Origin of the sequence: Streptomyces sp. B3I8, assembly GCF_030816915.1 — a bacterium.
Classification (GTDB): domain Bacteria; phylum Actinomycetota; class Actinomycetes; order Streptomycetales; family Streptomycetaceae; genus Streptomyces.
The window spans coordinates 2,220,699-2,240,948 of record NZ_JAUSYN010000002.1 but is presented as its reverse complement, the minus strand read 5'-3'; the positions used below and the strand labels follow the sequence as shown (position 1 = coordinate 2,240,948).

General features: G+C 73.4%; 17 protein-coding genes. 14 read left to right on the top strand and 3 right to left on the bottom strand.

Translation table 11 applies throughout. The annotated features are described in order from the left end of the window. Nucleotides 1-54 precede the first annotated feature (54 nt). Nucleotides 55-1,287: a radical SAM family heme chaperone HemW gene (hemW, locus tag QFZ64_RS12060; protein ID WP_307064927.1), complete on the top strand. Its 1,233-nt coding sequence runs from the start codon at nucleotides 55-57 to the stop codon at nucleotides 1,285-1,287. A 114-nt stretch (nucleotides 1,288-1,401) separates the two neighbouring features. On the opposite strand, the gene QFZ64_RS12055 is transcribed toward hemW, so the two are convergent. Together QFZ64_RS12055 and QFZ64_RS12050 are read right to left on the bottom strand one after the other, a co-directional pair. Beyond that, nucleotides 1,402-2,220, bottom strand: coding sequence for a DUF3097 domain-containing protein (locus QFZ64_RS12055; protein WP_307064925.1), 819 nt, complete (start codon nucleotides 2,218-2,220; stop codon nucleotides 1,402-1,404). 31 nt (nucleotides 2,221-2,251) lie between these two features. After that, nucleotides 2,252-3,046: an MBL fold metallo-hydrolase gene (locus QFZ64_RS12050; RefSeq protein WP_307064923.1), complete on the bottom strand. Its 795-nt coding sequence runs from the start codon at nucleotides 3,044-3,046 to the stop codon at nucleotides 2,252-2,254. 165 nt (nucleotides 3,047-3,211) lie between these two features. Here QFZ64_RS12050 and hrcA point away from each other — a divergent pair, with 165 nt between their 5' ends. The 13 genes from hrcA to QFZ64_RS11985 all read left to right on the top strand — a co-directional run bounded on the left by hrcA (nucleotide 3,212) and on the right by QFZ64_RS11985 (nucleotide 18,981). Next, a complete protein-coding gene (gene hrcA / locus QFZ64_RS12045) occupies nucleotides 3,212-4,231 on the top strand; it encodes a heat-inducible transcriptional repressor HrcA (protein WP_307064921.1) in 1,020 nt (339 codons plus the stop codon). 1 nt (nucleotide 4,232) lies between these two features. Continuing rightward, nucleotides 4,233-5,369 (top strand): molecular chaperone DnaJ, encoded by a 1,137-nt coding sequence (gene dnaJ / locus QFZ64_RS12040; protein ID WP_307064919.1) that lies wholly within the window; start codon nucleotides 4,233-4,235, stop codon nucleotides 5,367-5,369. A 368-nt stretch (nucleotides 5,370-5,737) separates the two neighbouring features. After that, entirely contained in the window at nucleotides 5,738-6,823 is a 1,086-nt protein-coding gene (locus QFZ64_RS12035; RefSeq protein ID WP_307064917.1) for a nitronate monooxygenase, read from the top strand. Beyond that, a complete protein-coding gene (locus QFZ64_RS12030; protein ID WP_307064915.1) occupies nucleotides 6,820-7,569 on the top strand; it encodes a 16S rRNA (uracil(1498)-N(3))-methyltransferase in 750 nt (249 codons plus the stop codon). The genes QFZ64_RS12035 and QFZ64_RS12030 overlap by 4 nt, the downstream gene beginning before the upstream one ends. 105 nt (nucleotides 7,570-7,674) lie before the next feature. Further along, nucleotides 7,675-8,232, top strand: coding sequence for a hypothetical protein (locus tag QFZ64_RS12025; RefSeq protein WP_307064913.1), 558 nt, complete (start codon nucleotides 7,675-7,677; stop codon nucleotides 8,230-8,232). A 46-nt stretch (nucleotides 8,233-8,278) separates the two neighbouring features. Beyond that, on the top strand, nucleotides 8,279-11,479 hold the full coding sequence (locus tag QFZ64_RS12020) for a S41 family peptidase (RefSeq protein ID WP_307064910.1): 3,201 nt from the start codon (nucleotides 8,279-8,281) through the stop codon (nucleotides 11,477-11,479). A gap of 196 nt (nucleotides 11,480-11,675) precedes the next feature. Continuing rightward, complete coding sequence (locus QFZ64_RS12015) at nucleotides 11,676-12,029, top strand: histidine triad nucleotide-binding protein (RefSeq protein ID WP_307064908.1); 354 nt, start codon at nucleotides 11,676-11,678, stop codon at nucleotides 12,027-12,029. 18 nt (nucleotides 12,030-12,047) lie between these two features. Beyond that, nucleotides 12,048-12,953 carry a ribonuclease Z gene (locus QFZ64_RS12010; RefSeq protein WP_307064906.1) on the top strand — a complete coding sequence of 302 codons (906 nt, stop codon included), beginning with the start codon at nucleotides 12,048-12,050 and terminating at the stop codon, nucleotides 12,951-12,953. 20 nt (nucleotides 12,954-12,973) lie between these two features. Continuing rightward, nucleotides 12,974-13,966, top strand: a complete 993-nt coding sequence (locus QFZ64_RS12005) for an adenosine deaminase (RefSeq protein WP_307064904.1) — start codon at nucleotides 12,974-12,976, stop codon at nucleotides 13,964-13,966. 597 nt (nucleotides 13,967-14,563) lie between these two features. Further along, nucleotides 14,564-15,442, top strand: a complete 879-nt coding sequence (locus QFZ64_RS12000) for a putative RNA methyltransferase (RefSeq protein WP_307064902.1) — start codon at nucleotides 14,564-14,566, stop codon at nucleotides 15,440-15,442. A 117-nt stretch (nucleotides 15,443-15,559) separates the two neighbouring features. Continuing rightward, a complete protein-coding gene (locus QFZ64_RS11995; protein WP_307071661.1) occupies nucleotides 15,560-16,456 on the top strand; it encodes a 5-dehydro-4-deoxyglucarate dehydratase in 897 nt (298 codons plus the stop codon). After that, the gene (locus QFZ64_RS11990; RefSeq protein WP_307064899.1) at nucleotides 16,453-17,748 is read left to right on the top strand and encodes a glucarate dehydratase family protein; all 1,296 of its coding nucleotides are present in this window, start codon (nucleotides 16,453-16,455) and stop codon (nucleotides 17,746-17,748) included. The genes QFZ64_RS11995 and QFZ64_RS11990 overlap by 4 nt, the downstream gene beginning before the upstream one ends. 105 nt (nucleotides 17,749-17,853) lie before the next feature. Continuing rightward, entirely contained in the window at nucleotides 17,854-18,981 is a 1,128-nt protein-coding gene (locus QFZ64_RS11985; RefSeq protein WP_307064898.1) for a carbohydrate kinase family protein, read from the top strand. Between the two features lie 189 nt (nucleotides 18,982-19,170). Here the strand turns inward: QFZ64_RS11985 and era are convergent, their stop codons facing one another. Then, nucleotides 19,171-20,124 (bottom strand): GTPase Era, encoded by a 954-nt coding sequence (gene era, locus QFZ64_RS11980; protein WP_307064896.1) that lies wholly within the window; start codon nucleotides 20,122-20,124, stop codon nucleotides 19,171-19,173. Nucleotides 20,125-20,250 lie beyond the last annotated feature (126 nt).

The following is a 20,250-nucleotide window of genomic DNA, read 5'->3' as shown; positions in this document are numbered from 1 at the left end:
CGGTGCGCACGGCGCGTGGATCGGTCCCGCGCGCCGTGCGGGACAATGGAACGCATGCCTTCCGCTCTCCCCGACGGCGAGCCCGTGCCCCACGACGGTGCCCTGCCCGCGTCCGCCCTGGCCGGCGCCGCCGACCGACCCCTCGGCTTCTACCTGCACGTTCCCTACTGCGCGACCCGCTGCGGCTACTGCGATTTCAACACCTACACCGCCACCGAGCTGCGCGGCACCGGCGGAGTGCTCGCCTCCCGCGACAACTACGCCGACACCCTGATCGACGAGATCCGCCTCGCCCGCAAGGTCCTCGGCGACGACCGCCGCGAGGTCCGTACGGTCTTCGTCGGCGGAGGCACGCCGACGCTGCTGGACGCCGCCGACCTCGTACGGATGCTGGGCGCCGTGCGCGAGGAGTTCGGTCTCGCCGCCGACGCCGAGATCACCACGGAGGCCAACCCCGAGTCCGTCGACCCGGCGTATCTGGCCACCCTGCGCGAGGGCGGCTTCAACCGGATCTCCTTCGGCATGCAGAGCGCCCGGCAGCACGTGCTCAAGGTCCTCGACCGCACGCACACCCCCGGGCGGCCCGAGCGCTGCGTCACCGAGGCCCGCGCGGCCGGTTTCGACCACGTCAACCTCGACCTGATCTACGGCACGCCGGGGGAGTCCGACGACGACTGGCGGGCCTCGCTGGAGGCGGCGCTGGGCGCCGGGCCGGACCACGTCTCGGCGTACGCGCTCATCGTCGAGGAGGGCACGCGGCTCGCGGCGCGGATCCGGCGCGGGGAGGTGCCGATGACCGACGACGACGTGCACGCGGACCGGTACCTGATCGCGGAGGAGGTGTTCTCAGCGGCGGGCTACGACTGGTACGAGGTCTCCAACTGGGCGACCTCGGACGCGGCGCGGTGCCTGCACAACGAGCTGTACTGGCGGGGTGCCGACTGGTGGGGGGCGGGACCGGGGGCGCACTCGCACGTGGGGGGCGTGCGGTGGTGGAACGTCAAGCATCCGGGGGCGTACGCGGGAGCGCTGGCGGAGGGGCGGTCGCCGGGGGCGGGGCGGGAGGTGCTGTCGGCGGAGGACCGGCGGGTGGAGCGGATCCTGTTGGAGCTGCGGTTGCGGGAGGGGGTGCCGTTGCGGTTGCTGCGGGAGGAGGGGCTCGCGGCGTCCCGGCGGGCCCTGGCGGACGGGCTGCTGCTGCCGGCCCCGTACGAGGAGGGCCGGGCGGCGCTCACCCTGCGGGGGCGGTTGCTGGCGGATGCGGTGGTACGGGACCTGGTGGACTGACGGGGCCTGCGGGGGCGCCCGGGATTCTTTCGCCCCCGCCGCCCCTGCCCTTCCCGTCCCTCAAGGGGCTCCGCGCGAGAGTTCACCCACCCGCACGCCAGGGGCCAACCCCGCTCAACCCTCCGGTGGGGCCGTGACGAAGTCGATCAGTTCCTCCACGCGGCCCAGGAGCGCCGGCTCCAGGTCCTTGTACGTCCGCACCGCGGACAGGATCCGCTGCCACGCCGCCCCGGTGTTCTCGTCCCACCCCAGCCGCCGGCACACCCCCGTCTTCCAGTCCTCCCCCCGCGGCACCCGCGGCCACCGCCCGATGCCCAGCGCCGCCGGCTTCACCGCCTCCCACACGTCGATGAACGGATGCCCCACCACCAGCGCGTACTCGCTCGTCACCGCCTCGGCGATCCGGGACTCCTTGGAGCCGGGGACGAGATGGTCGACGAGGACCCCCAGCCGCGCGTCCGGTCCGGGCGCGAACTCCTCGACCACCGCCGGAAGATCGTCGATCCCGGAGAGGTACTCCACGACGACCCCCTCCACCCGCAGGTCGTCGCCCCACACCTTCTCCACCAGCTCCGCGTCGTGCCGTCCCTCGACGTAGATCCGCCCGGCCCGCGCCACCCGCGCCCGCGCCTGCGGCACCGCGACGGACCCCGACGCCGTCCGCGTGGGACGCACCGGTCCCCGCCCCGTCGCGGCAGGCCGTACCAGCGTCACCGGCCGCCCCTCCAGCAGGAACCCGCGCGGCTCCATCGGGAAGACGCGGTGCTTGCCGAAGCGGTCCTCCAGGGTCACCGTGCCGGCCTCGCAGCGGATCACCGCCCCGCAGAAACCGGTGCCCGGCTCCTCCACCACCAGCCCCGGTTCGGCCGGAACCTCCGGTACGGGCGCGGGCTTCTTCCACGGCGGGGTCAGATCCGGAGAGTACTGGCGCATCCGACCGACGATAGGGAAAGCTCCCCGCCCGTCACGGCGACACGCCGAAGCGGCGGGCCAGCGCGTCCCGTTGGGCACGGACGAACCGCGCGTCGAGCACCGCTCCGTGGCCGGGCACGTACACCGCGTCCTCGCCGCCGAGGTCGAGCAGCCGGTCCAGCGCGGCCGGCCAGTGCGCGGGTACGGCGTCGGGACCCGCCTGCGGCTCGCCGGACTCCTCGACCAGGTCGCCGCAGAAGACGACCTTCGGGGACGAGGGCGTGGCGGGGACCAGTACCGCGAGGTCGTGCGCGGTGTGGCCGGGGCCCACGTCGGCCAGCAGCACGGTGAACCCGCCGCCCAGGTCGAGGGTCCACTCGCCGCGGACGTGGTGGCGGGGAGGGACCAGGGAGCGTGCCGCCTCGGCCGCCGCGTCCTCCGCCAGCCCGTTGCGTACGGCGTCCGCGCGCAACTCCTCCCGGCCGCGCGCCGTGTACGCCACGTCGATGCCGACCGCGCCGAACACCTCCGCGTCCCCGAACGCCGCCGCACCGAAGACGTGATCGAAGTGCGGGTGGGTCAGCGCGAGATGCGTCACACGGCGCACGGGACCCGTGCCGGTGCCGGTCTTGGTCCCGGTGCCCCCGCCCAGCGACCGTTCCGCCTCCTCCCGCAGCCACCCGCCCTCCGCCACGCTCGACCCCGCGTCCACCAGCAGCGCCGCGCTCTCACCCACGACGAGCCCGGCGGTGCAGTCCCACCGGGGCAGCCGGCACCGCCCGACCCGGGCCGTCACCCGTTCCCACCCCGACGCCTGCTCCGCACGGTCCTCCCACAGCACGCTCATACCGGGACGCTAGCCCCAGAGGCGGTCGCCGGGCACGGCATCGCAGGCCCCGCCCTTGCCCGGCCCGTACCCCCCGGCCGTACACTGGACCGGGGATGTTGGCACTCGCGCACGTGGAGTGCCAGGCACAGTAGCCAACGGGACAGCCTTCTGGAGGTGCGCGCGGTGCTCAGTGAACGCAGGCTCGAAGTGCTGCGCGCCATCGTCCAGGACTACGTGGGCACCGAGGAGCCGGTGGGCTCCAAGGCGCTCACCGAACGGCACAACCTCGGCGTCTCCCCGGCCACCGTGCGCAACGACATGGCGGCCCTCGAGGACGAGGGCTTCATCGCGCAGCCGCACACCAGCGCCGGGCGCATCCCCACGGACAAGGGCTACCGCCTCTTCGTCGACAAGCTGGCCGGCGTCAAACCGATGACGGCGCCCGAGCGGAGGGCGATCCAGAACTTCCTCGACGGCGCGGTCGACCTGGACGACGTCGTCGCCCGCACGGTGCGGCTGCTCGCGCAGCTCACCCGGCAGGTGGCGGTCGTGCAGTACCCCTCGCTGACCCGTTCGACCGTGCGGCACGTGGAGTTGCTGTCGCTCGCCCCCGCGCGGGTGATGCTGGTGCTGATCACGGACACCGGACGGGTGGAGCAGCGGATGATCGACTGCCCGGTGCCGTTCGGCGAGGCCTCGCTCGCGGACCTGCGGGCGCGGCTGAACAGCCGGGTCGCGGGGCGCCGTTTCGCGGACGTGCCGCAGCTCGTGCAGGACCTTCCGGAGGCGTTCGAGGAACCGGAGGACCGCGCCACGGTCGCCACGGTGCTCTCCACGCTGCTGGAGACGCTGGTCGAGGAGACCGAGGAGCGGCTGATGATCGGCGGCACCGCCAATCTCACCCGCTTCGGACATGACTTCCCTCTCACCATCCGGCCCGTCCTGGAGGCGCTGGAGGAGCAGGTCGTGCTCCTCAAGTTGCTGGGCGAGGCGAAGGATTCGGCCATGACCGTGCGTATCGGTCACGAGATCGCCCATGAGGGACTCAACTCCACGTCCGTCGTCTCCGTCGGCTACGGTTCGGGCGACGAGGCAGTAGCCAAACTCGGCGTGGTCGGACCGACACGCATGGATTACCCGGGAACGATGGGAGCGGTACGAGCGGTGGCACGGTACGTCGGACAGATCCTGGCGGAGTCTTAAGGTGGCCACGGACTACTACGCCGTGCTCGGCGTGCGCCGCGACGCGTCGCAGGATGAGATCAAGAAGGCCTTCCGGCGGCTCGCCCGCGAGCTGCATCCGGACGTCAACCCCGATCCCAAGACGCAGGAGCGTTTCAAGGAGATCAACGCCGCCTACGAGGTGTTGTCGGACCCGCAGAAGAAGCAGGTCTACGACCTCGGCGGCGACCCCCTGTCGCAGAGCGGCGGGGGCGGTGCGGGCGGCTTCGGCGCCGGCGGCTTCGGCAACTTCTCCGACATCATGGACGCGTTCTTCGGCACGGCGTCGCAGCGCGGGCCGCGCTCGCGCACCCGTCGCGGCCAGGACGCCATGATCCGGATCGATGTCGAACTCGACGAGGCGGCCTTCGGCACCACGAAGGACATCCAGGTCGACACGGCGGTCGTCTGCACGACCTGCAACGGAGAGGGTGCCGCGCCCGGCACCTCCGCGCAGACCTGCGACATGTGCCGCGGCCGCGGCGAGGTCTCGCAGGTCACCCGGTCCTTCCTGGGCCAGGTCATGACCTCCCGGCCCTGCCCCCAGTGCCAGGGCTTCGGCACGGTCGTGCCCACCCCGTGCCCCGAGTGCGCGGGCGACGGCCGGATCCGCTCCCGCCGGACGCTGACGGTGAAGATTCCCGCCGGTGTCGACAACGGCACGCGCATCCAGCTCGCCGGGGAGGGCGAGGTCGGGCCGGGCGGCGGTCCCGCCGGTGACCTCTACGTGGAGATCCACGAGACCGCGCACTCCATGTTCCAGCGGCGCGGCGACGACCTGCACTGCACGGTGACGATCCCGATGACGGCGGCGGCGCTCGGCACGAAGGTGCCGCTGGAGACGCTGGACGGCCTGGAGGAGATCGACATCCGGCCCGGCACGCAGTCCGGGCAGTCGGTACCGCTGCACGGGCGGGGCGTCACGCACCTGCGGGGCGGGGGGCGTGGGGACCTCGTGGTGCACGTCGAGGTGCAGACGCCGGGGAAGCTCGATCCCGAGCAGGAGCGGTTGCTGCGGGAGCTGGCGAAGCTACGGGGTGAGGAACGGCCGACGGGGCAGTTCCAGCCGGGGCAGCAGGGTCTGTTCTCGCGTCTGAAGGACGCGTTCAACGGCCGCTGACGCGGCCGGGGTTCCCTCGCACCGCCTCCGGGTGCGCCCGGACTTCTTCCCCGCCTCCGCCACCCCTTCCCGTCCCGACCCCGGGGGCCGCGCCCCCGGACCTCCGAGGCGCGTGGGAGCTCGGATGGGCGGGGTACATCGGCGGGTGCACGTACGTCGTGGCCGGTCGCGCAGTCCCCACCCGCCCGCACCCGCCGCACCCGCCCGCGCGCCGCATCCCCCGAGCTCTCCCGCGCCCCGCCCGCAGGGCGCCCGGGGTGGGAGGGGCGAAGCCCCTGGGGGACGGGGAGGGTACGGGCGGCGGGGGCGGAAAACGCTGGCGGAACCGTCGATTCGGACTCTTCGGGGGGACGTGGCACCATGCGGGCATGTCCTCCCCGCTGACCGATCTGTTCCCGCACCCGATCGTGCAGGCCCCCATGGCCGGCGGCGTGTCGGTGCCGCGGCTGGCCGCCGCCGTCAGTGACGCCGGCGGTCTGGGTTTCCTCGCCGCCGGTTACAAGACCGCCGACGGCCTGTACCAGGAGATCAAGCAGATCCGCGGACTGACGTCCCGTCCCTTCGGCGTGAACCTCTTCCTGCCGCAGCCCGAGTACGGCGACCCGGCCACCGTCGAGGTCTACGCCCACCAGCTCGCCGGCGAGGCCGCCTGGTACGCGACCGAGCTGGGCGACCGGGACAGCGGCCGGGACGACGGCTACGAGGCCAAGCTCGCCGTCCTCCTCGACAACCCGGTCCCCGTCGTCTCCTTCCACTTCGGCACCCCCGGCCGGGACACCGTCGACGCCCTGCACCGCGTCGGCACCTTCGTCCTGGCCACCGCCACCACCGCCGAGGAGGCCCTCGCGGTGCGGGAGTGCGGCGCGGACGCGGTGATCGCGCAGGGTGTCGAGGCCGGGGGGCACCAGGGCACCCACCGCGACACCCCCGAGAACGACGGCACCGGCATCGGGCTGCTCGCCCTGCTCGCCCGGATCCGCGAGACCATACCCCTGCCCGTTCTCGCCGCCGGCGGTCTGATGCGCGGCAGCCAGATCGCCGCCGTGCTCGCGGCCGGCGCGAGCGCGGCCCAGCTCGGCACCGCCTTCCTCGCCACCGACGAGTCCGGCGCCCACCGCCTGCACAAGCAGGCGCTGACCGACCCGCTCTTCGTCCGCACCGAACTGACCCGCGCCTTCTCCGGCAGACCCGCGCGCGCCCTGGTCAACCGGTTCCTGCGGGAGCACGGCCGCTACGCGCCCGCCGCCTACCCGGAGGTCCACCACCTCACCTCGCCGCTGCGCCGCGCCGCCGCGGCGGCGGGCGACGCGCAGGGCATGGCGCTGTGGGCCGGCCAGGGCCACCGCCTGGCCCGCGCGCTGCCCGCCGGACAGCTCGTGGAACTGCTGGTGGCGGAACTCGACACGGCGGCGGCCGCACTGCCGTCCCACCCGGCGGGAGGCACGCACCGATGACGGCTCCGGTGTTCGTCGTGGACGAACTGCGCGGCGTGGGACCCGACTTCGTGCTGGAGGGACCCGAGGGGCGGCACGCCGTCTCGGTGAAGCGGCTGCGGCCCGGCGAGGACGTCGTCCTCACCGACGGGCGGGGCCGCTGGGCCGAGGGCGTCGTCAAGGCCGCCGAGGGCAAGGACCGCCTCGTCGTCACGGACCTGGCGCACGTACGGCAGGAGCCGCCGGAACAGCCCCGGATCACCGTCGTGCAGGCGCTGCCCAAGGGCGACCGGGGCGAACTCGCCGTGGAGACCATGACCGAGGTCGGCGTGGACACGATCGTGCCCTGGCAGGCGGCGCGCTGCGTCACCCAGTGGAGGGGTGAACGGGGGCTGAAGGCGCTCGCCAAGTGGCGGTCCACCGCGCGCGAGGCGGGCAAGCAGTCCCGCAGGGTCCGCTTCCCGGAGGTCGCGGACGCGGCGACGACCCGACAGGTTGCCGCGCTTCTGGCCAAAGCCGACCTCGCGGCCGTGCTGCACTCCGACTTCGAGTACGGCAGCACCCCGCTGGCCACCGCCGAACTCCCCGCCGAGGGCGAGATCGTGCTGGTCGTCGGCCCCGAAGGCGGTGTCGCCGCCGACGAGTTGGCGCAGTTCAGAGAGGCGGGCGCGAAGGCGTACGTGCTGGGCCGCAGCGTGTTGCGCACCTCGACGGCCGGTACGGCGGCCGCCGCTCTGCTCCTCGGCCGCACCGGCCGCTGGTCGTAGAAGTCCCCGGCCGGCGTGCCCTGCCCGGACAGGGCCTGGGCTGGGCGTGCGGGGTGGCCGTATGCGCCCTACCGCGCTGCCCGGGACGGTGGCAGGCTGCCGTGCATGAGGGCAATGACGCGCTCGAGCGGCGGCCGCGTGGCCTCCGTCGCCGGTCTCGTCGTGGTCGCGGTCGGTGCCGCCGTCGCCTGTGAACCCGGTGGCCTGAGCGGGGTGTCGGTCGCGTACACCACGGATCAGACGGCCACGCACGAGCTGGAACGACGGCACGTCGACCTGAGCTGGCTGAGCTGCACCGCGGCCTACGGCGACAAGTCGACCGGTAGGTCCGGCAGTTCCGGTGAACCCTCCTCGACGGGTTCACGAACCGTCGCCTCCGTCGACTGCCAGGGCAAGACCGACGACGGCAAGGACGTCACCGTCAAGGGCCGTGTCACCCGTGCCGTGGACGGCAGATGCGTACGCGGGCAGTTGCGGGGAACCGTCGGCGGCAGGCAGGTCTTCCGCGTCGACGGCCTCGGCGACTGCGACGCGAGCGCCACCCCCACCCCGCCCGCCACCTACCGGCCGTCGCCCCCCGGACGCCCCGGACCCACCGTCACGGTCACCCGCACCATCTGGTGCCTCGGCGACCCCACCTGCCGGCCCGTGGAGGGCAAGTGATCCGGAACCCTGTCCGTGCGGCCCGGTCGGTGCATAGGGTGAGCTGGTGACACAGCCCGCATCGCCCGCGTATCTCCGGTTTCCGCATCTGCACGGCGACACGGTCGCCTTCACCGCCGAGGACGACGTCTGGGTCGCGCCCCTGGCCGGTGGCCGCGCCTGGCGCGTCAGTGCGGACAACGTCCCCGTGAACCATCCGCGTATCTCCCCCGACGGCACCCGGCTCGCCTGGACCTCCACCCGCGACGGCGCCCCCGAGGCGCACGTCGCGCCCCTGGACGGCGGGCCCGCGACGCGCCTCACGTACTGGGGGACCAGGACCCAGGTCCGCGGCTGGACCCCCGACGGCGAGGTGCTCGCGGTCAGCACCCACGGCCAGAGCTCGCTGCGCCGCACCTGGGCCCGCGCGATCCCGCTCGACGGCGGCCCCGCCACCACCCTGCCCTACGGCCCGGTCGGCGACGTCGCCCACGGACCGCACACGGTGCTGCTCTCGGCCACCATGGGCCGGGAGGCCGCCTGGTGGAAGCGGTACCGCGGCGGCACCGCGGGCAAACTGTGGATCGACCGCGAAGGCGACGGCGAATTCGTCCGCCTGCACGAGGAGTTGGACGGCAACCTGGAGTACCCGCAGTGGGTGGGGGACCGCTTGGCGTTCCTCTCCGACCACGAGGGCACCGGCGCCCTCTACTCCTCCCTCGCCGACGGCTCCGACCTGCGCCGGCACACCCCCGTCGGGGGCTTCTACGCCCGCCACGCGGCCACCGACGGCACCCGCGTCGTCTACTCCTGTGCCGGTGAGCTGTGGATCCTCGACGACCTCGACGGGGCCGAGCCCCGTCGCCCGGAGATCCGGCTCGGCGGACAGCGCGTCGACCTCCAGCCCCAACCCGTCAGCGCCGTCCGCTGGTTCGGTGCCGCCGCCCCCGACCACACCGGCCGCGGCAGCGCGGTCGCCGTACGCGGATCCGTGCACTGGGTCACCCACCGCTCGGGGCCCGCCCGTGCCCTCGCCGACGAGCACGGCGTACGGACCCGGCTGCCGCGCACCTTCCGCTCCGAGGGCGAGGAATGGGTGGTGTGGGTCACCGACGCCGAGGGCGAGGACGCTCTGGAGTTCGCGCCCGCCACCGGCGGCGCACCCGGCGCCGCCCCGCGCCGGCTCGCCGCCGGCCGGCTCGGCCGGGTGCTCGGCCTCGCCATGGCACCCGACGGCAGCAGGGCCGCGGTCGCCTCCCACGACGGTCGAATCCTCCTCGTCGAACGGGAGAGCGGCGAGGTCCGCGAGGTCGACCGCGGCGAGGACGGTGAGGCCGACGGACTCGTCTTCTCGCCGGACTCCACCTGGCTCGCCTGGTCCCACCCCGGCCCGCGCCCGCTGCGCCAGCTCAAGCTCGCCAACACCGCCGACCTGTCGGTGACCGAGGCGACCCCGCTGCGCTTCCGCGACTTCTCGCCCGCCTTCACCCTCGACGGCAAGCACCTCGCGTTCCTCTCCGCCCGCTCCTTCGACCCGGTCTACGACGAGCACGTCTTCGACCTGGCGTTCGTCGGCGGCGTACGCCCGCACCTGATCACGCTCGCCGCGACCACCCCGTCCCCGTTCGGACCGCAACGCCACGGCCGCCCCTTCGACGCGCCCGACAAGGACGAGACCCCCGACAGCGAGGGCACCCCCACCACCCGCATCGACCTCGACGGGCTCGCCGACCGGATCGTGCCGTTCCCCGTCGAGGCCGCCCGCTACTCCACCCTGCGGGCCGCCAAGGACGGCGTGCTGTGGCTGCGCCACCCCCTCCAGGGCGTCCTCGGCTCCTCCCGCGCCACCCCGGAGGACCCCGACCCCAAGACCGACCTGGAGCGGTACGACCTGCTCCAGCAGCGCGTCGAGCACCTCTCGGGCGACGCCGACCACTTCGCCGTCACCGGTGACGGCAAGCGGGTCCTGCTGTGGACCGACAGCCGGCTCAAGGTCGTCCCCAGCGACCGCCGTGCCTCCTCCGACGAGGACAGCGACACCAACATCCCCGTCGACCTCACCCGCATCCGGCAGACCGTCGACCCGGCCGCCGAGTGGCGGCAGATGTACGACGAGGTGGGCCGCCTCATGCGGGACAACTTCTGGCGGCCCGACCTCGGCGGCGTCGACTGGAGCGCCGTCCTCGACCGCTACCGGCCGGTCCTGGACCGTGTCGCCACCCACGACGACCTCGTCGACCTGCTCTGGGAGGTCCAGGGCGAACTGGGCACCTCGCACGCCTACGTCACCCCCGGCGGGGCCTGGGGCGGCTGGTCCGACCGGCGGCAGGGGCTGCTCGGCGCGGACATCTCCCGCCGCGAGGACGGCAGTTGGCGCATCGACCGGGTGCTGCCCTCGGAGACCTCCGACCCCGACGCGCACGCCCCGCTCGCCGCGCCGGGCGTCGCGGTGCGCGCGGGCGACGCGATCGTCGCCGTCGGCGGCCGGCCGGTCGACCCGGTCACCGGCCCCGGACCGCTGCTCGTCGGCACGGCGGGCAAGCCGGTGGAACTGACGGTGTCCCCGGCGGGCGGCGGCGACCTGCGGCACGCGGTCGTCGTCCCGCTGGAGAGCGAGGAGCCGTTGCGCTACCACGCGTGGGTCGCCGGCCGGCGGGCCTACGTCCACGAGAAGTCCGGCGGCCGGCTCGGCTATCTGCACGTGCCCGACATGGTCGGCTCCGGGTGGGCGCAGCTCCACCGCGACCTGCGGGTGGAGGTCGCCCGGGAGGGCCTGGTCGTCGACGTACGGGAGAACCGGGGCGGGCACACCTCCCAGCTGGTGGTGGAGAAGCTGGCGCGGCGGATCGTCGGGTGGGACCTGCCGCGCGGGATGCGTCCCTCCAGCTACCCCGAGGACGCGCCCCGGGGTCCGGTGGTCGCCGTCGCCAACGAGTTCTCCGGGTCCGACGGGGACATCGTCAACGCGGCGGTCAAGGCGCTGGGGATCGGGCCGGTGGTGGGCACGCGGACGTGGGGCGGGGTCATCGGCATCGACAACCGGTACCAGCTCGTCGACGGTACGGCGGTGACCCAGCCGAAGTACGCGTTCTGGCTGGAGGGGTACGGGTGGGGGGTGGAGAACCACGGTGTCGACCCGGACGTGGAGGTCGTGACGGCCCCCCAGGACTACGCGGCGGGCCGTGACCCCCAGCTCGACGAGGCGATCCGTCTGGCCCTGACGGCCCTGGAGCAAACCCCGGCCAAGACCCCGCCGTCGCTTCCGTAGGCGATTTCCCTCGCCCCCGCCGCCCCTGCCCTCCCTCAAGCTCTCAACTTCGTTCGAGCAGGGGGACCCCACGTCCCGGGTCGAAGGGGCGGAGCTCCCGGGGGACGGGAAGGGCAGGGGCGGCGGGGGCGGAAGAACTCCGGCCCCCGGCCGATAGCATGCCCCGCAAGTGATCCACTCCGTCAGGAGGAACCCCATGGCCGCAGAGCCACAGGACGACTGCCTGTTCTGCAGAATCGTCGCGGGCAAGATCCCCGCCACCCTCGTCCGCGAGACCGACACGACCCTCGCCTTCCGGGACATCAACCCCCAGGCCCCCACCCACGTCCTCGTCATCCCCAAGGCCCACCACCGCGACGCCGCCGCCCTCGCCACCGCCGACCCCGCCCTCACCGCGGACGTCCTGCGCGAGACCCAGGCGGTCGCCACCGCCGAGGGCCTCGACAGCTACCGCGTCGTGTTCAACACCGGCGCCGGCGCGGGCCAGACCGTCTTCCACGCCCACGCCCACGTCCTCGGCGGCCGCGGCCTCCAGTGGCCCCCCGGCTGACCGGGAAGCACATACATCGTGTCCGTCCGCGAACTGGTCGTCCTCGGCACCGCCAGCCAGGTCCCGACCCGGCACCGCAACCACAACGGCTACCTGCTCCGCTGGGACGCCGAGGGCATCCTGTTCGACCCCGGCGAGGGCACCCAGCGCCAGATGCTGCGCGCCGGCGTCGCCGCGCACGACCTGAACCGGATCTGCGTCACCCACTTCCACGGCGACCACTCCCTCGGCCTCGCCGGCGTCATCCAGCGCGTCAACCTCGACCGCGTCCCGCACGAGATCACCGCCCACTACCCGGCCTCCGGGCAGCGGTTCTTCGACCGGCTGCGGTACGCGACGGCGTACCGGGAGACGGTCGCGCTCACCGAGGCCCCGGCCGCCACCGACGGCGTACTGGCCGAGACCCCCGCGTACACCCTGTACACCCACCGGCTCGACCACCCCGTCGAGTCCTACGGCTACCGCCTCGTCGAGCCCGACGGTCGCCGCATGCTGCCCGAGCGGCTCGCCGCGCACGGCATCGCGGGCCCCGACATCGGCCGTATCCAGCGGGAGGGCTCCCTCGGCGGCGTCCCGCTGGAGGCGGTGAGCGAGGAGCGGCGCGGGCAGCGGTTCGCGTTCGTCATGGACACCCGGCTGTGCGAGGGCGTGCACGTCCTCGCGGAGGGCTGCGACCTCCTCGTCATCGAGTCCACCTTCCTCGACGAGGACGAGGAACTGGCCGTCGAACACGGGCATCTGACGGCCGGCCAGGCGGCCCGCGTCGCCCGCGACGCCGGCGTACGGCACCTCGTCCTCACCCACTTCAGCCAGCGCTACTCCGACCCCGCCGAGTTCGAGCGGCAGGCCCGTACCGCCGGTTTCGCGGGCGAGCTCACCGTCGCCGAGGACCTGCGACGCGTACCGGTTCCGAAACGGGTGTGAACGGGACGTACCATGCTCTGATGCCCCTGCCCAAAGCCGAGCTGCACCTGCACATCGAAGGCACCCTGGAACCGGAGCTCGCGTTCGCGCTCGCCGCGCGCAACGGTGTGTCCCTGCCGTACGCCGACACGGACGCGCTCCGCGAGGCGTACCGGTTCCAGGACCTGCAGTCCTTCCTGAACCTGTACTACGAGCTCATGGCGGTCCTGCGCACGGAGCGGGACTTCGCCGACCTCGCGGACGCCTACCTCGCCCGGGCCGCCGCCCAGGGCGTGCGGCACGCGGAGATCTTCTTCGACCCGCAGGCCCACACCGCACGGGGTGTGCCGATGGAGACGGTCGTGCGGGGGCTGGGGCGGGCACTGGGCGGCAGCGTCCAGAACCACGGCGTCTCCACCCGGCTGATCCTCTGTTTCCTGCGCGACCGGCCCGCCGAGTCGGCCCTGCGCACACTCGAGGAGGCCAAGCCCTTCCTGGACCGCATCACCGGCGTCGGACTGGACTCGGCCGAGGTCGGCCACCCGCCGGCCGTCTTCCGTGAGGTCTACGAGACCGCCGCCGCGCTCGGCCTGCGCCGGGTGGCGCACGCGGGGGAGGAGGGCCCGCCGGAGTACATCACCGAGGCCCTGGACGTCCTCGGCGTGGAACGCGTCGACCACGGCCTGCGCTGCGTGGAGGATCCCGCACTGGTCGACCGCCTGGTCCGCGCGCGTATACCGCTGACCCTGTGCCCCCTGTCCAACGTCCGCCTGCGCACGGTCGACCGCCTCGCCGACCACCCCCTCCCGGCCATGCTCGACGGGGGCCTCCTCTGCACCGTCAACTCCGACGACCCGGCCTACTTCGGCGGCTACGCCGGAGACAACTTCGACGCCGTCCGCGACGAACTCGGCCTGGGCGAGGACCACCTCCGCACACTCGCCCGCAACTCCTTCCTCGCCTCCTTCCTGGACGACGACGAGGAACTGCGGACGCGGTACCTGGCGGAGGTGGAGGCGTACGAGTTCCCGTGAGCGGACCGAGGGCCCAGGGCCACCGAGTACGACGTGAGACGCCATGCGGACAGGCGAAGCAATGCCGTGGCGCAAACGCAGCTCGCACGCACGCGTGCGGTCGAGCATGAGTCCATGCGGTCGCGCCTGCCACTCGGGGACGAACCGCGGTCCGAGCTGTCCCGGCACCGATCCGGACGAACGTGTCCTGTTCCTCGAGCACTTGGACCACCAGCCGCCCCGCGAAGGCTGGATGGTCGAACTACGCTGCGGCACCGGCCCGCGCTTCAGCCACTGCCCCCGCAAAGGCAGTGAAAGTGCCGGCCGCAGCCTGGCCCACGACGTGACCTCGAACCACCAGCCAAGAGTTGCCACGGGCAGGGGGGGGAGCCTCGTCGAAGCTCGTAGACTCGTGGCGTGGCATTCATGAGCACCCCGCACTGCTGCTTCCTGTGAGTGGGAGGCCCTGAGGGCGATGCCGGACGGCGTCGCCCTCCTTGGTGTGCCTGCCGCGCGGGTCATGTTTTCGGTGCTGCCCTTCTGGGACGGCGGCTTTCCGGGTGCGCCGGCGTAGGCACGTTCTCCTTCCCCCACCTCGCACCGTGCCAGGAGTGCCCCGTGTCCGTAACCTTCCCCCCTGCCCTCGTACGCTCCCTCGATCTGTTGCGCTGCCCGGCGTGCCGGGCGGGTGCGCTCACTGCCGACCGGGGCGCGCTGCGCTGTCCCGCCGGTCACAGCTTCGACGTCGCCCGGCACGGCTATGCCGGTCTGCTGACGGGTGCCCGCGCCACCAGTGGTGACGACGCTGCCATGGTCCGGGCCCGGGAGCGGTTCCTGGCCACCGGCGCCTACGCACCCGTGCGTGCGGCCGTGGCCCGGCTGGCGGGCGGATCCGGGCCCGGGCGGGCGGCCACGGTGGTGGACTCCGGGTGCGGCACCGGCTACTACCTGGCCGGGGTACTCGACCGGCTGCCCGGCGCGCGCGGTCTGGGGCTGGACACGTCGACGCGTGCGCTGCGTTCGGCGGCCCGGGCTCACGCGCGGGCCGCCGCGGTGTCGTGGGACGTCTTCCGTCCCTTTCCGCTGGCCGACGCGGTGGCCGACGTCGTCCTCGACGTGTTCGCCCCGCGCAATCCGGCCGAGTTCCACCGGGTGCTGCGTCCGGCCGGCCGACTGGTCGTGGTCCGGCCCACAGGGCGGCATCTGGCCGAACTGCGGAGCCGGGCGTCCGCGATGGTCACGATCGACCCGGACAAGGAGCGGCGGCTGCACCGAGCGCTCGATTCCCTCTTCGAGGTCGCCGGCACCGAACGGGTCGAGTACCGCATGCCCCTGGACCGGGCGGAAGCGCTGGACCTGGTGGCCATGACACCGGGCGCACGCCACCCGCACCGGGCGGAACCGGAGAGCGGTGGCCCCCTGCCCGGACGGGTCACCGTCTCCGTACTGGCCACCGCCTACCGGCCGCGATTGACGGACCTTGGTTCGTGTATCTAACCTTCATCTGCATACGTGAATAGTGTCTACAGGTCTACACAGATCTACATGGGGAGATGAACGCGGGTGAACCTCGACACCGGCACCACCGACGTGGCGCAGCGGTTGCGGGACGGGATGGCGAAGGGGGTGCTGTCCTTTCCGCTGACCTCTTTCCACGAGGACGGCTCGCTCGACGTGGACGGGTACCGCGAACACGTCGCCGGGCGGCTCGCCGCCGCGCCCGGCGCCGTCTTCCCGGCCTGCGGTACCGGCGAGTTCTTCTCGCTCGACGAGGAGGAGTACCGGCAGGTCGTCACGGCCACCGTCGAGGTCGCGGCGGGCCGCCTGCCCGTCGTGGCCGGCACCGGGTACGGCTGGGCGCAGGCCGCCCGGTTCGCCCGGATCGCCGAGGAGGCCGGCGCCGACGCGCTGCTCGTCATGCCGCACTACCTCACCGCCGCCCCGCAGGACGGCCTGGTCGCCCAGCTCGAACAGCTCGCCGCCCGCACCCGCCTCCCCCTGATCGCCTACCAGCGCGGCCAGGTCGCCTACGGCCTCGACGCCTTCCGGCGGATCACGGAGATCCCCGGCGTCATCGGCCTCAAGGACGGCCACAGCGACCTCGACCGCCTCCAGCGCCTCACCCTCGCCGCCCCCGACGGCTTCCTCTTCTTCAACGGCGCCTCCACCGCCGAGATGCAGGCCCGCGCGTACGCCACCGTCGGCATCCCCGCCTACTCCTCCGCCGTGCACGCCTTCGCGCCCGAGATCGCGGGCGCCTTCTTCACCGCCCTGCGCGACGGCGACGGCGCCACGGTGGACAAGCTGCTGCGCGACTTCTACGTCCCCCTCGTCGAACTGCGCGACCGGGCGCCCGGGTACGCCGTGTCCCTGGTCAAGGCCGCCGCCCGGCTGCGCGGCTGCCCGGTCGGCCCCGTGCGCGCCCCGCTCACCGGCCCCTCCGCCGCCGACCTGGCCGACCTCACCGCCCTGCTGAGCACCGGACTCGACCTCGTAGGAGCCGCGCTGTGACCCGCGACCTCACCCTCACCGACGTCCGGCTGACGCCGATCCTCGTCGCCGACCCGCCGCTGCTCAACACCCAGGGCGTCCACCAGCCGTACACCCCCCGGCTGATCATCGAGGTCACCACCGCCGACGGCGTCACCGGCGTCGGCGAGACCTACGGCGACACCAAGTACCTGGAACTGGCCCGGCCGTTCGCCGGGAAACTGATCGGCCACCGTCTCACCGACCTCAACCGGCTGTTCACACTCGTGGACGAGGTCGACGTCGACTCCTCCCGCGTCTCCGGACAGGTCGACGTCGGCGGACTGCGGGGCGTGCAGACCGCCGACAAACTGCGGCTGTCCGTCGTCTCCGGCTTCGAGGTGGCCTGCCTCGACGCGCTCGGCAAGTCCCTCGGCCTGCCCGTGCACGCGCTGCTCGGCGGCAAGGTGCGCGACGCCGTCGAGTACAGCGCCTACCTCTTCTACAAGTGGGCCGCCCACCCCGAGGGCGTCGCCGGCGAGCGGGACGACTGGGGCGCCGCCCTCGACCCGGCCGGCATCGTCGACCAGGCGCGGAAGTTCACCGAGCGGTACGGCTTCACCTCCTTCAAGCTCAAGGGCGGTGTCCACCCGCCCGAGCAGGAGATCGCCGCGATCCGCGCCCTCGCCGAGGCCTTCCCCGGCCGGCCGCTGCGGCTCGACCCCAACGGCGCCTGGTCCGTGGAGACCTCGCTGAAGGTGGCGGCCGAACTCGGCGACGTCCTCGAATACCTGGAGGACCCGGCCCTCGGCACCCCCGCCATGGCCGAGGTCGCCGCCCGCACCGACGTCCCGCTGGCGACCAACATGTGCGTGACGACGTTCGCGGAGATCAAGGAGGCGTTCACCCGGGACGCCGTCCAGGTCGTCCTCTCCGACCACCACTACTGGGGCGGACTGCGCAACACCCAGCAACTCGCCGCGCTCTGCCGTACGTTCGGCGTCGGCGTGTCCATGCACTCCAACACCCACCTCGGCATCAGCCTCGCCGCCATGACCCACGTCGCGGCCACCGTCCCGAACCTGCACCACGCCTGCGACTCGCACTACCCCTGGCAGTCCGAGGACGTCCTCACCGAACGGCTGAACTTCGACGGCGGCAGGGTGAGGGTCTCCGACGCCCCCGGCCTCGGCGTCGAACTCGACCGCGACCGGCTCCAGTTCCTGCACCGCCGCTGGCTGGAGGACGACGGTGCCCTGCGTGACCGGGACGACGCGGCCGCCATGCGGGTCACCGACCCCGACTGGGTCACCCCGGCCGTACCGCGCTGGTGACGGGAACTCCCGCACGGTACGGGGGTGCGCCGACCGCGTGCACCCCCGCCGGGCGGGCGCGGTGGTGCACACTGGCCGGAACCGCACCACCTCAGGGAGCCCACCGTGACCCCGTCCACCGGAGAGGGACCGCACAGCCCCGCACACGTCGACCCGCTGGCCGCCCTGCGCACCCCGGACGATCCGCCCTGGGACGTGTACCTGACCGGCACCGTCTTCCTGGACATCGTCTTCACCGGACTCGACTCCGCCCCCGTGCGCGGCACCGAGTCCTGGGCGCGCGGCATGGGCTCCAGCCCCGGCGGCGTCGCCAACATGGCCACCGCGCTCGCCCGGCTGGGCCTGCGCACCTCCCTCGCCGCCGCCTTCGGCGACGACCACTACGGCGAGTACTGCTGGGACGCCCTCGAGCGGGGCGAGGGCATCGACCTCGGCCCCTCCCGCACGGTGCCCGGCTGGCACTCGCCGGTCACCGTGTCCATGGCCTACGAGGGGGAGCGCACGATGGTCTCCCACGGACACGAACCGCCGCAGGAGGCCGCACTCGCCCAGGAGAGCGCCCCCGACCACCCGCCGCGGGCCCGCGCCGCCATCGCCTCGCTCGTGCCGGGCGTCCGGGCACCCTGGATCGCCGAGGCCGCCCGCGCGGGCACGCGGATCTTCGCCGACGTCGGCTGGGACGACACCGGTGCCTGGGACCTGGCGGGACTGCCCGACCTCGCCCACTGCGAGGCGTTCCTGCCCAACGCCGAGGAGGCCATGCGCTACACCGGCGCCGACTGCCCGCGCACCGCCGCGCACGCGCTCACCGCGCACGTCCCGGTGGCCGTGGTGACGCTGGGCGCGGAGGGCGCCTACGCGGTGGACGCCCGCACCGGCGAGACGGCGGAGGTGCCGGCGATCGAGGTCGAGGCCCTCGACCCGACCGGCGCGGGCGACGTGTTCGTGGCCGGCTTCGTCACCGGCTCCCTGGCCGGCTGGCCGCTCGCCGACCGCCTCGCCTTCGCCGGCCTCACCGCCGCGCTCTCCGTCCAGGAGTTCGGCGGCTCGCTGTCGGCACCGGGCTGGTCGGAGGTCGCGGCCTGGTGGCGCCGGGTGCAGTTCTACGACGACCAGGACCCGGCAGCCCTACGCCGCTACGCCTTCCTCGCCGACCTGCTCCCCGAGAACCACGCCCGCCCCTGGCCCCTGCGCCGCGCGGTCCCGACGATCGGCTTCGGCCGCTCGGCGTGACGGGGACGGGCCGTGCCCCGTCAGGGGCGCGGCCCGTGGCGATCCGCGGCTCCGCCGCGCGGGCGCGAGCAGCTCCCACCCACCCGCACTCCCCACGCGACCCCACCCACCCGAGCTCTCCCGGGGCCGGAGGCGCAGAGCCTCTCAGGGAGGGGACGGGCAAGGGCGGCGGGGGCGGAACCCCCCCCGTCAGAACCCCAGCCGCCGCAACTGCTTGGGATCCCGCTGCCAGTCCTTCGCCACCTTCACATGCAGGTCCAGGAACACCGGCGTCCCCAGCAACGCCTCGATCTGCTTGCGCGACTTGATCCCCACGTCCTTCAGCCGCTTCCCCTTGGGACCGATGATGATCCCCTTCTGGCTGGGCCGCTCGATGAACACGTTGGCGTGGATGTCGAGCAACGGCCTGTCCGCCGGCCGGTCCTCGCGCGGCAGCATCTCCTCCACCACCACCGCGATCGAGTGCGGCAACTCGTCCCGCACCCCCTCCAGCGCCGCCTCGCGGATCAGCTCGGCCACCATGACCTGCTCGGGCTCGTCCGTCAGGTCGCCCTCCGGGTAGAGCGCGGGGCTCTCCGGCAGCATCGGGATCAGCAGGTCGGCCAGGAGGTCCACCTGCTTGCCCGCCGTCGCCGACACCGGCACGATCTCCGCCCAGGTGATCCCCAGCTCCCGGCCGAGCTGGTCGATCGCGATGAGCTGCTCGGCCAGCGCCTTGGAGTCCACCAGGTCCGTCTTCGTGACGATCGCGACCTTCGGCGTCCGCTTGATCCCCGCCAGCTCCTTGGCGATGAAACGGTCGCCCGGGCCGAGCTTCTGGTCGGCCGGCAGGCAGAAGCCGATCACGTCGACCTCCGCCCAGGTCGCCCGTACGACGTCGTTGAGCCGCTCGCCGAGCAGCGTGCGCGGCTTGTGGAGGCCAGGGGTGTCGACCAGGATGAGCTGCGCCTCCGGCCGGTGCACGATGCCCCGGACCGTGTGCCGCGTCGTCTGCGGTCGGTTCGAGGTGATCGCCACCTTCTGGCCGACCAGAGCGTTCGTCAGGGTGGACTTGCCCGCGTTGGGGCGGCCCACGAAGCAGGCGAAACCGGCACGGTGGACGGCCTCGGCCGGCTCTTCGGATGACTGGGTAGGAACGCTCATGGCGCCCATTGTCCCTGATCCACGAAGCCCCGCCGCACCGGCCACGCACGGGCCGCACCCGCCCCCGGACCCGCGCCGCCGCTCGGTGAGCTTTGCGAAACCCGAACGCAACGAAACACCGGGGAA

Excerpts from the sequence above, each read along its gene's own strand:
- QFZ64_RS12050 (WP_307064923.1), bottom strand. The coding sequence starts at position 3,046 with ATGAGCGTGCTGTGGGAGGACCGTGCGGAGCAGGCGTCGGGGTGGGAA.
- QFZ64_RS11995 (WP_307071661.1), top strand. The coding sequence starts at position 15,560 with ATGGCGAAGGGGGTGCTGTCCTTTCCGCTGACCTCTTTCCACGAGGAC.
- QFZ64_RS12035 (WP_307064917.1), top strand. The coding sequence starts at position 5,738 with ATGTCCTCCCCGCTGACCGATCTGTTCCCGCACCCGATCGTGCAGGCC.
- QFZ64_RS12015 (WP_307064908.1), top strand. The coding sequence starts at position 11,676 with ATGGCCGCAGAGCCACAGGACGACTGCCTGTTCTGCAGAATCGTCGCG.
- QFZ64_RS12005 (WP_307064904.1), top strand. The coding sequence starts at position 12,974 with ATGCCCCTGCCCAAAGCCGAGCTGCACCTGCACATCGAAGGCACCCTG.
- hemW (WP_307064927.1), top strand. The coding sequence starts at position 55 with ATGCCTTCCGCTCTCCCCGACGGCGAGCCCGTGCCCCACGACGGTGCC.
- QFZ64_RS12025 (WP_307064913.1), top strand. The coding sequence starts at position 7,675 with ATGAGGGCAATGACGCGCTCGAGCGGCGGCCGCGTGGCCTCCGTCGCC.
- QFZ64_RS12030 (WP_307064915.1), top strand. The coding sequence starts at position 6,820 with ATGACGGCTCCGGTGTTCGTCGTGGACGAACTGCGCGGCGTGGGACCC.
- QFZ64_RS12055 (WP_307064925.1), bottom strand. The coding sequence starts at position 2,220 with ATGCGCCAGTACTCTCCGGATCTGACCCCGCCGTGGAAGAAGCCCGCG.
- era (WP_307064896.1), bottom strand. The coding sequence starts at position 20,124 with ATGAGCGTTCCTACCCAGTCATCCGAAGAGCCGGCCGAGGCCGTCCAC.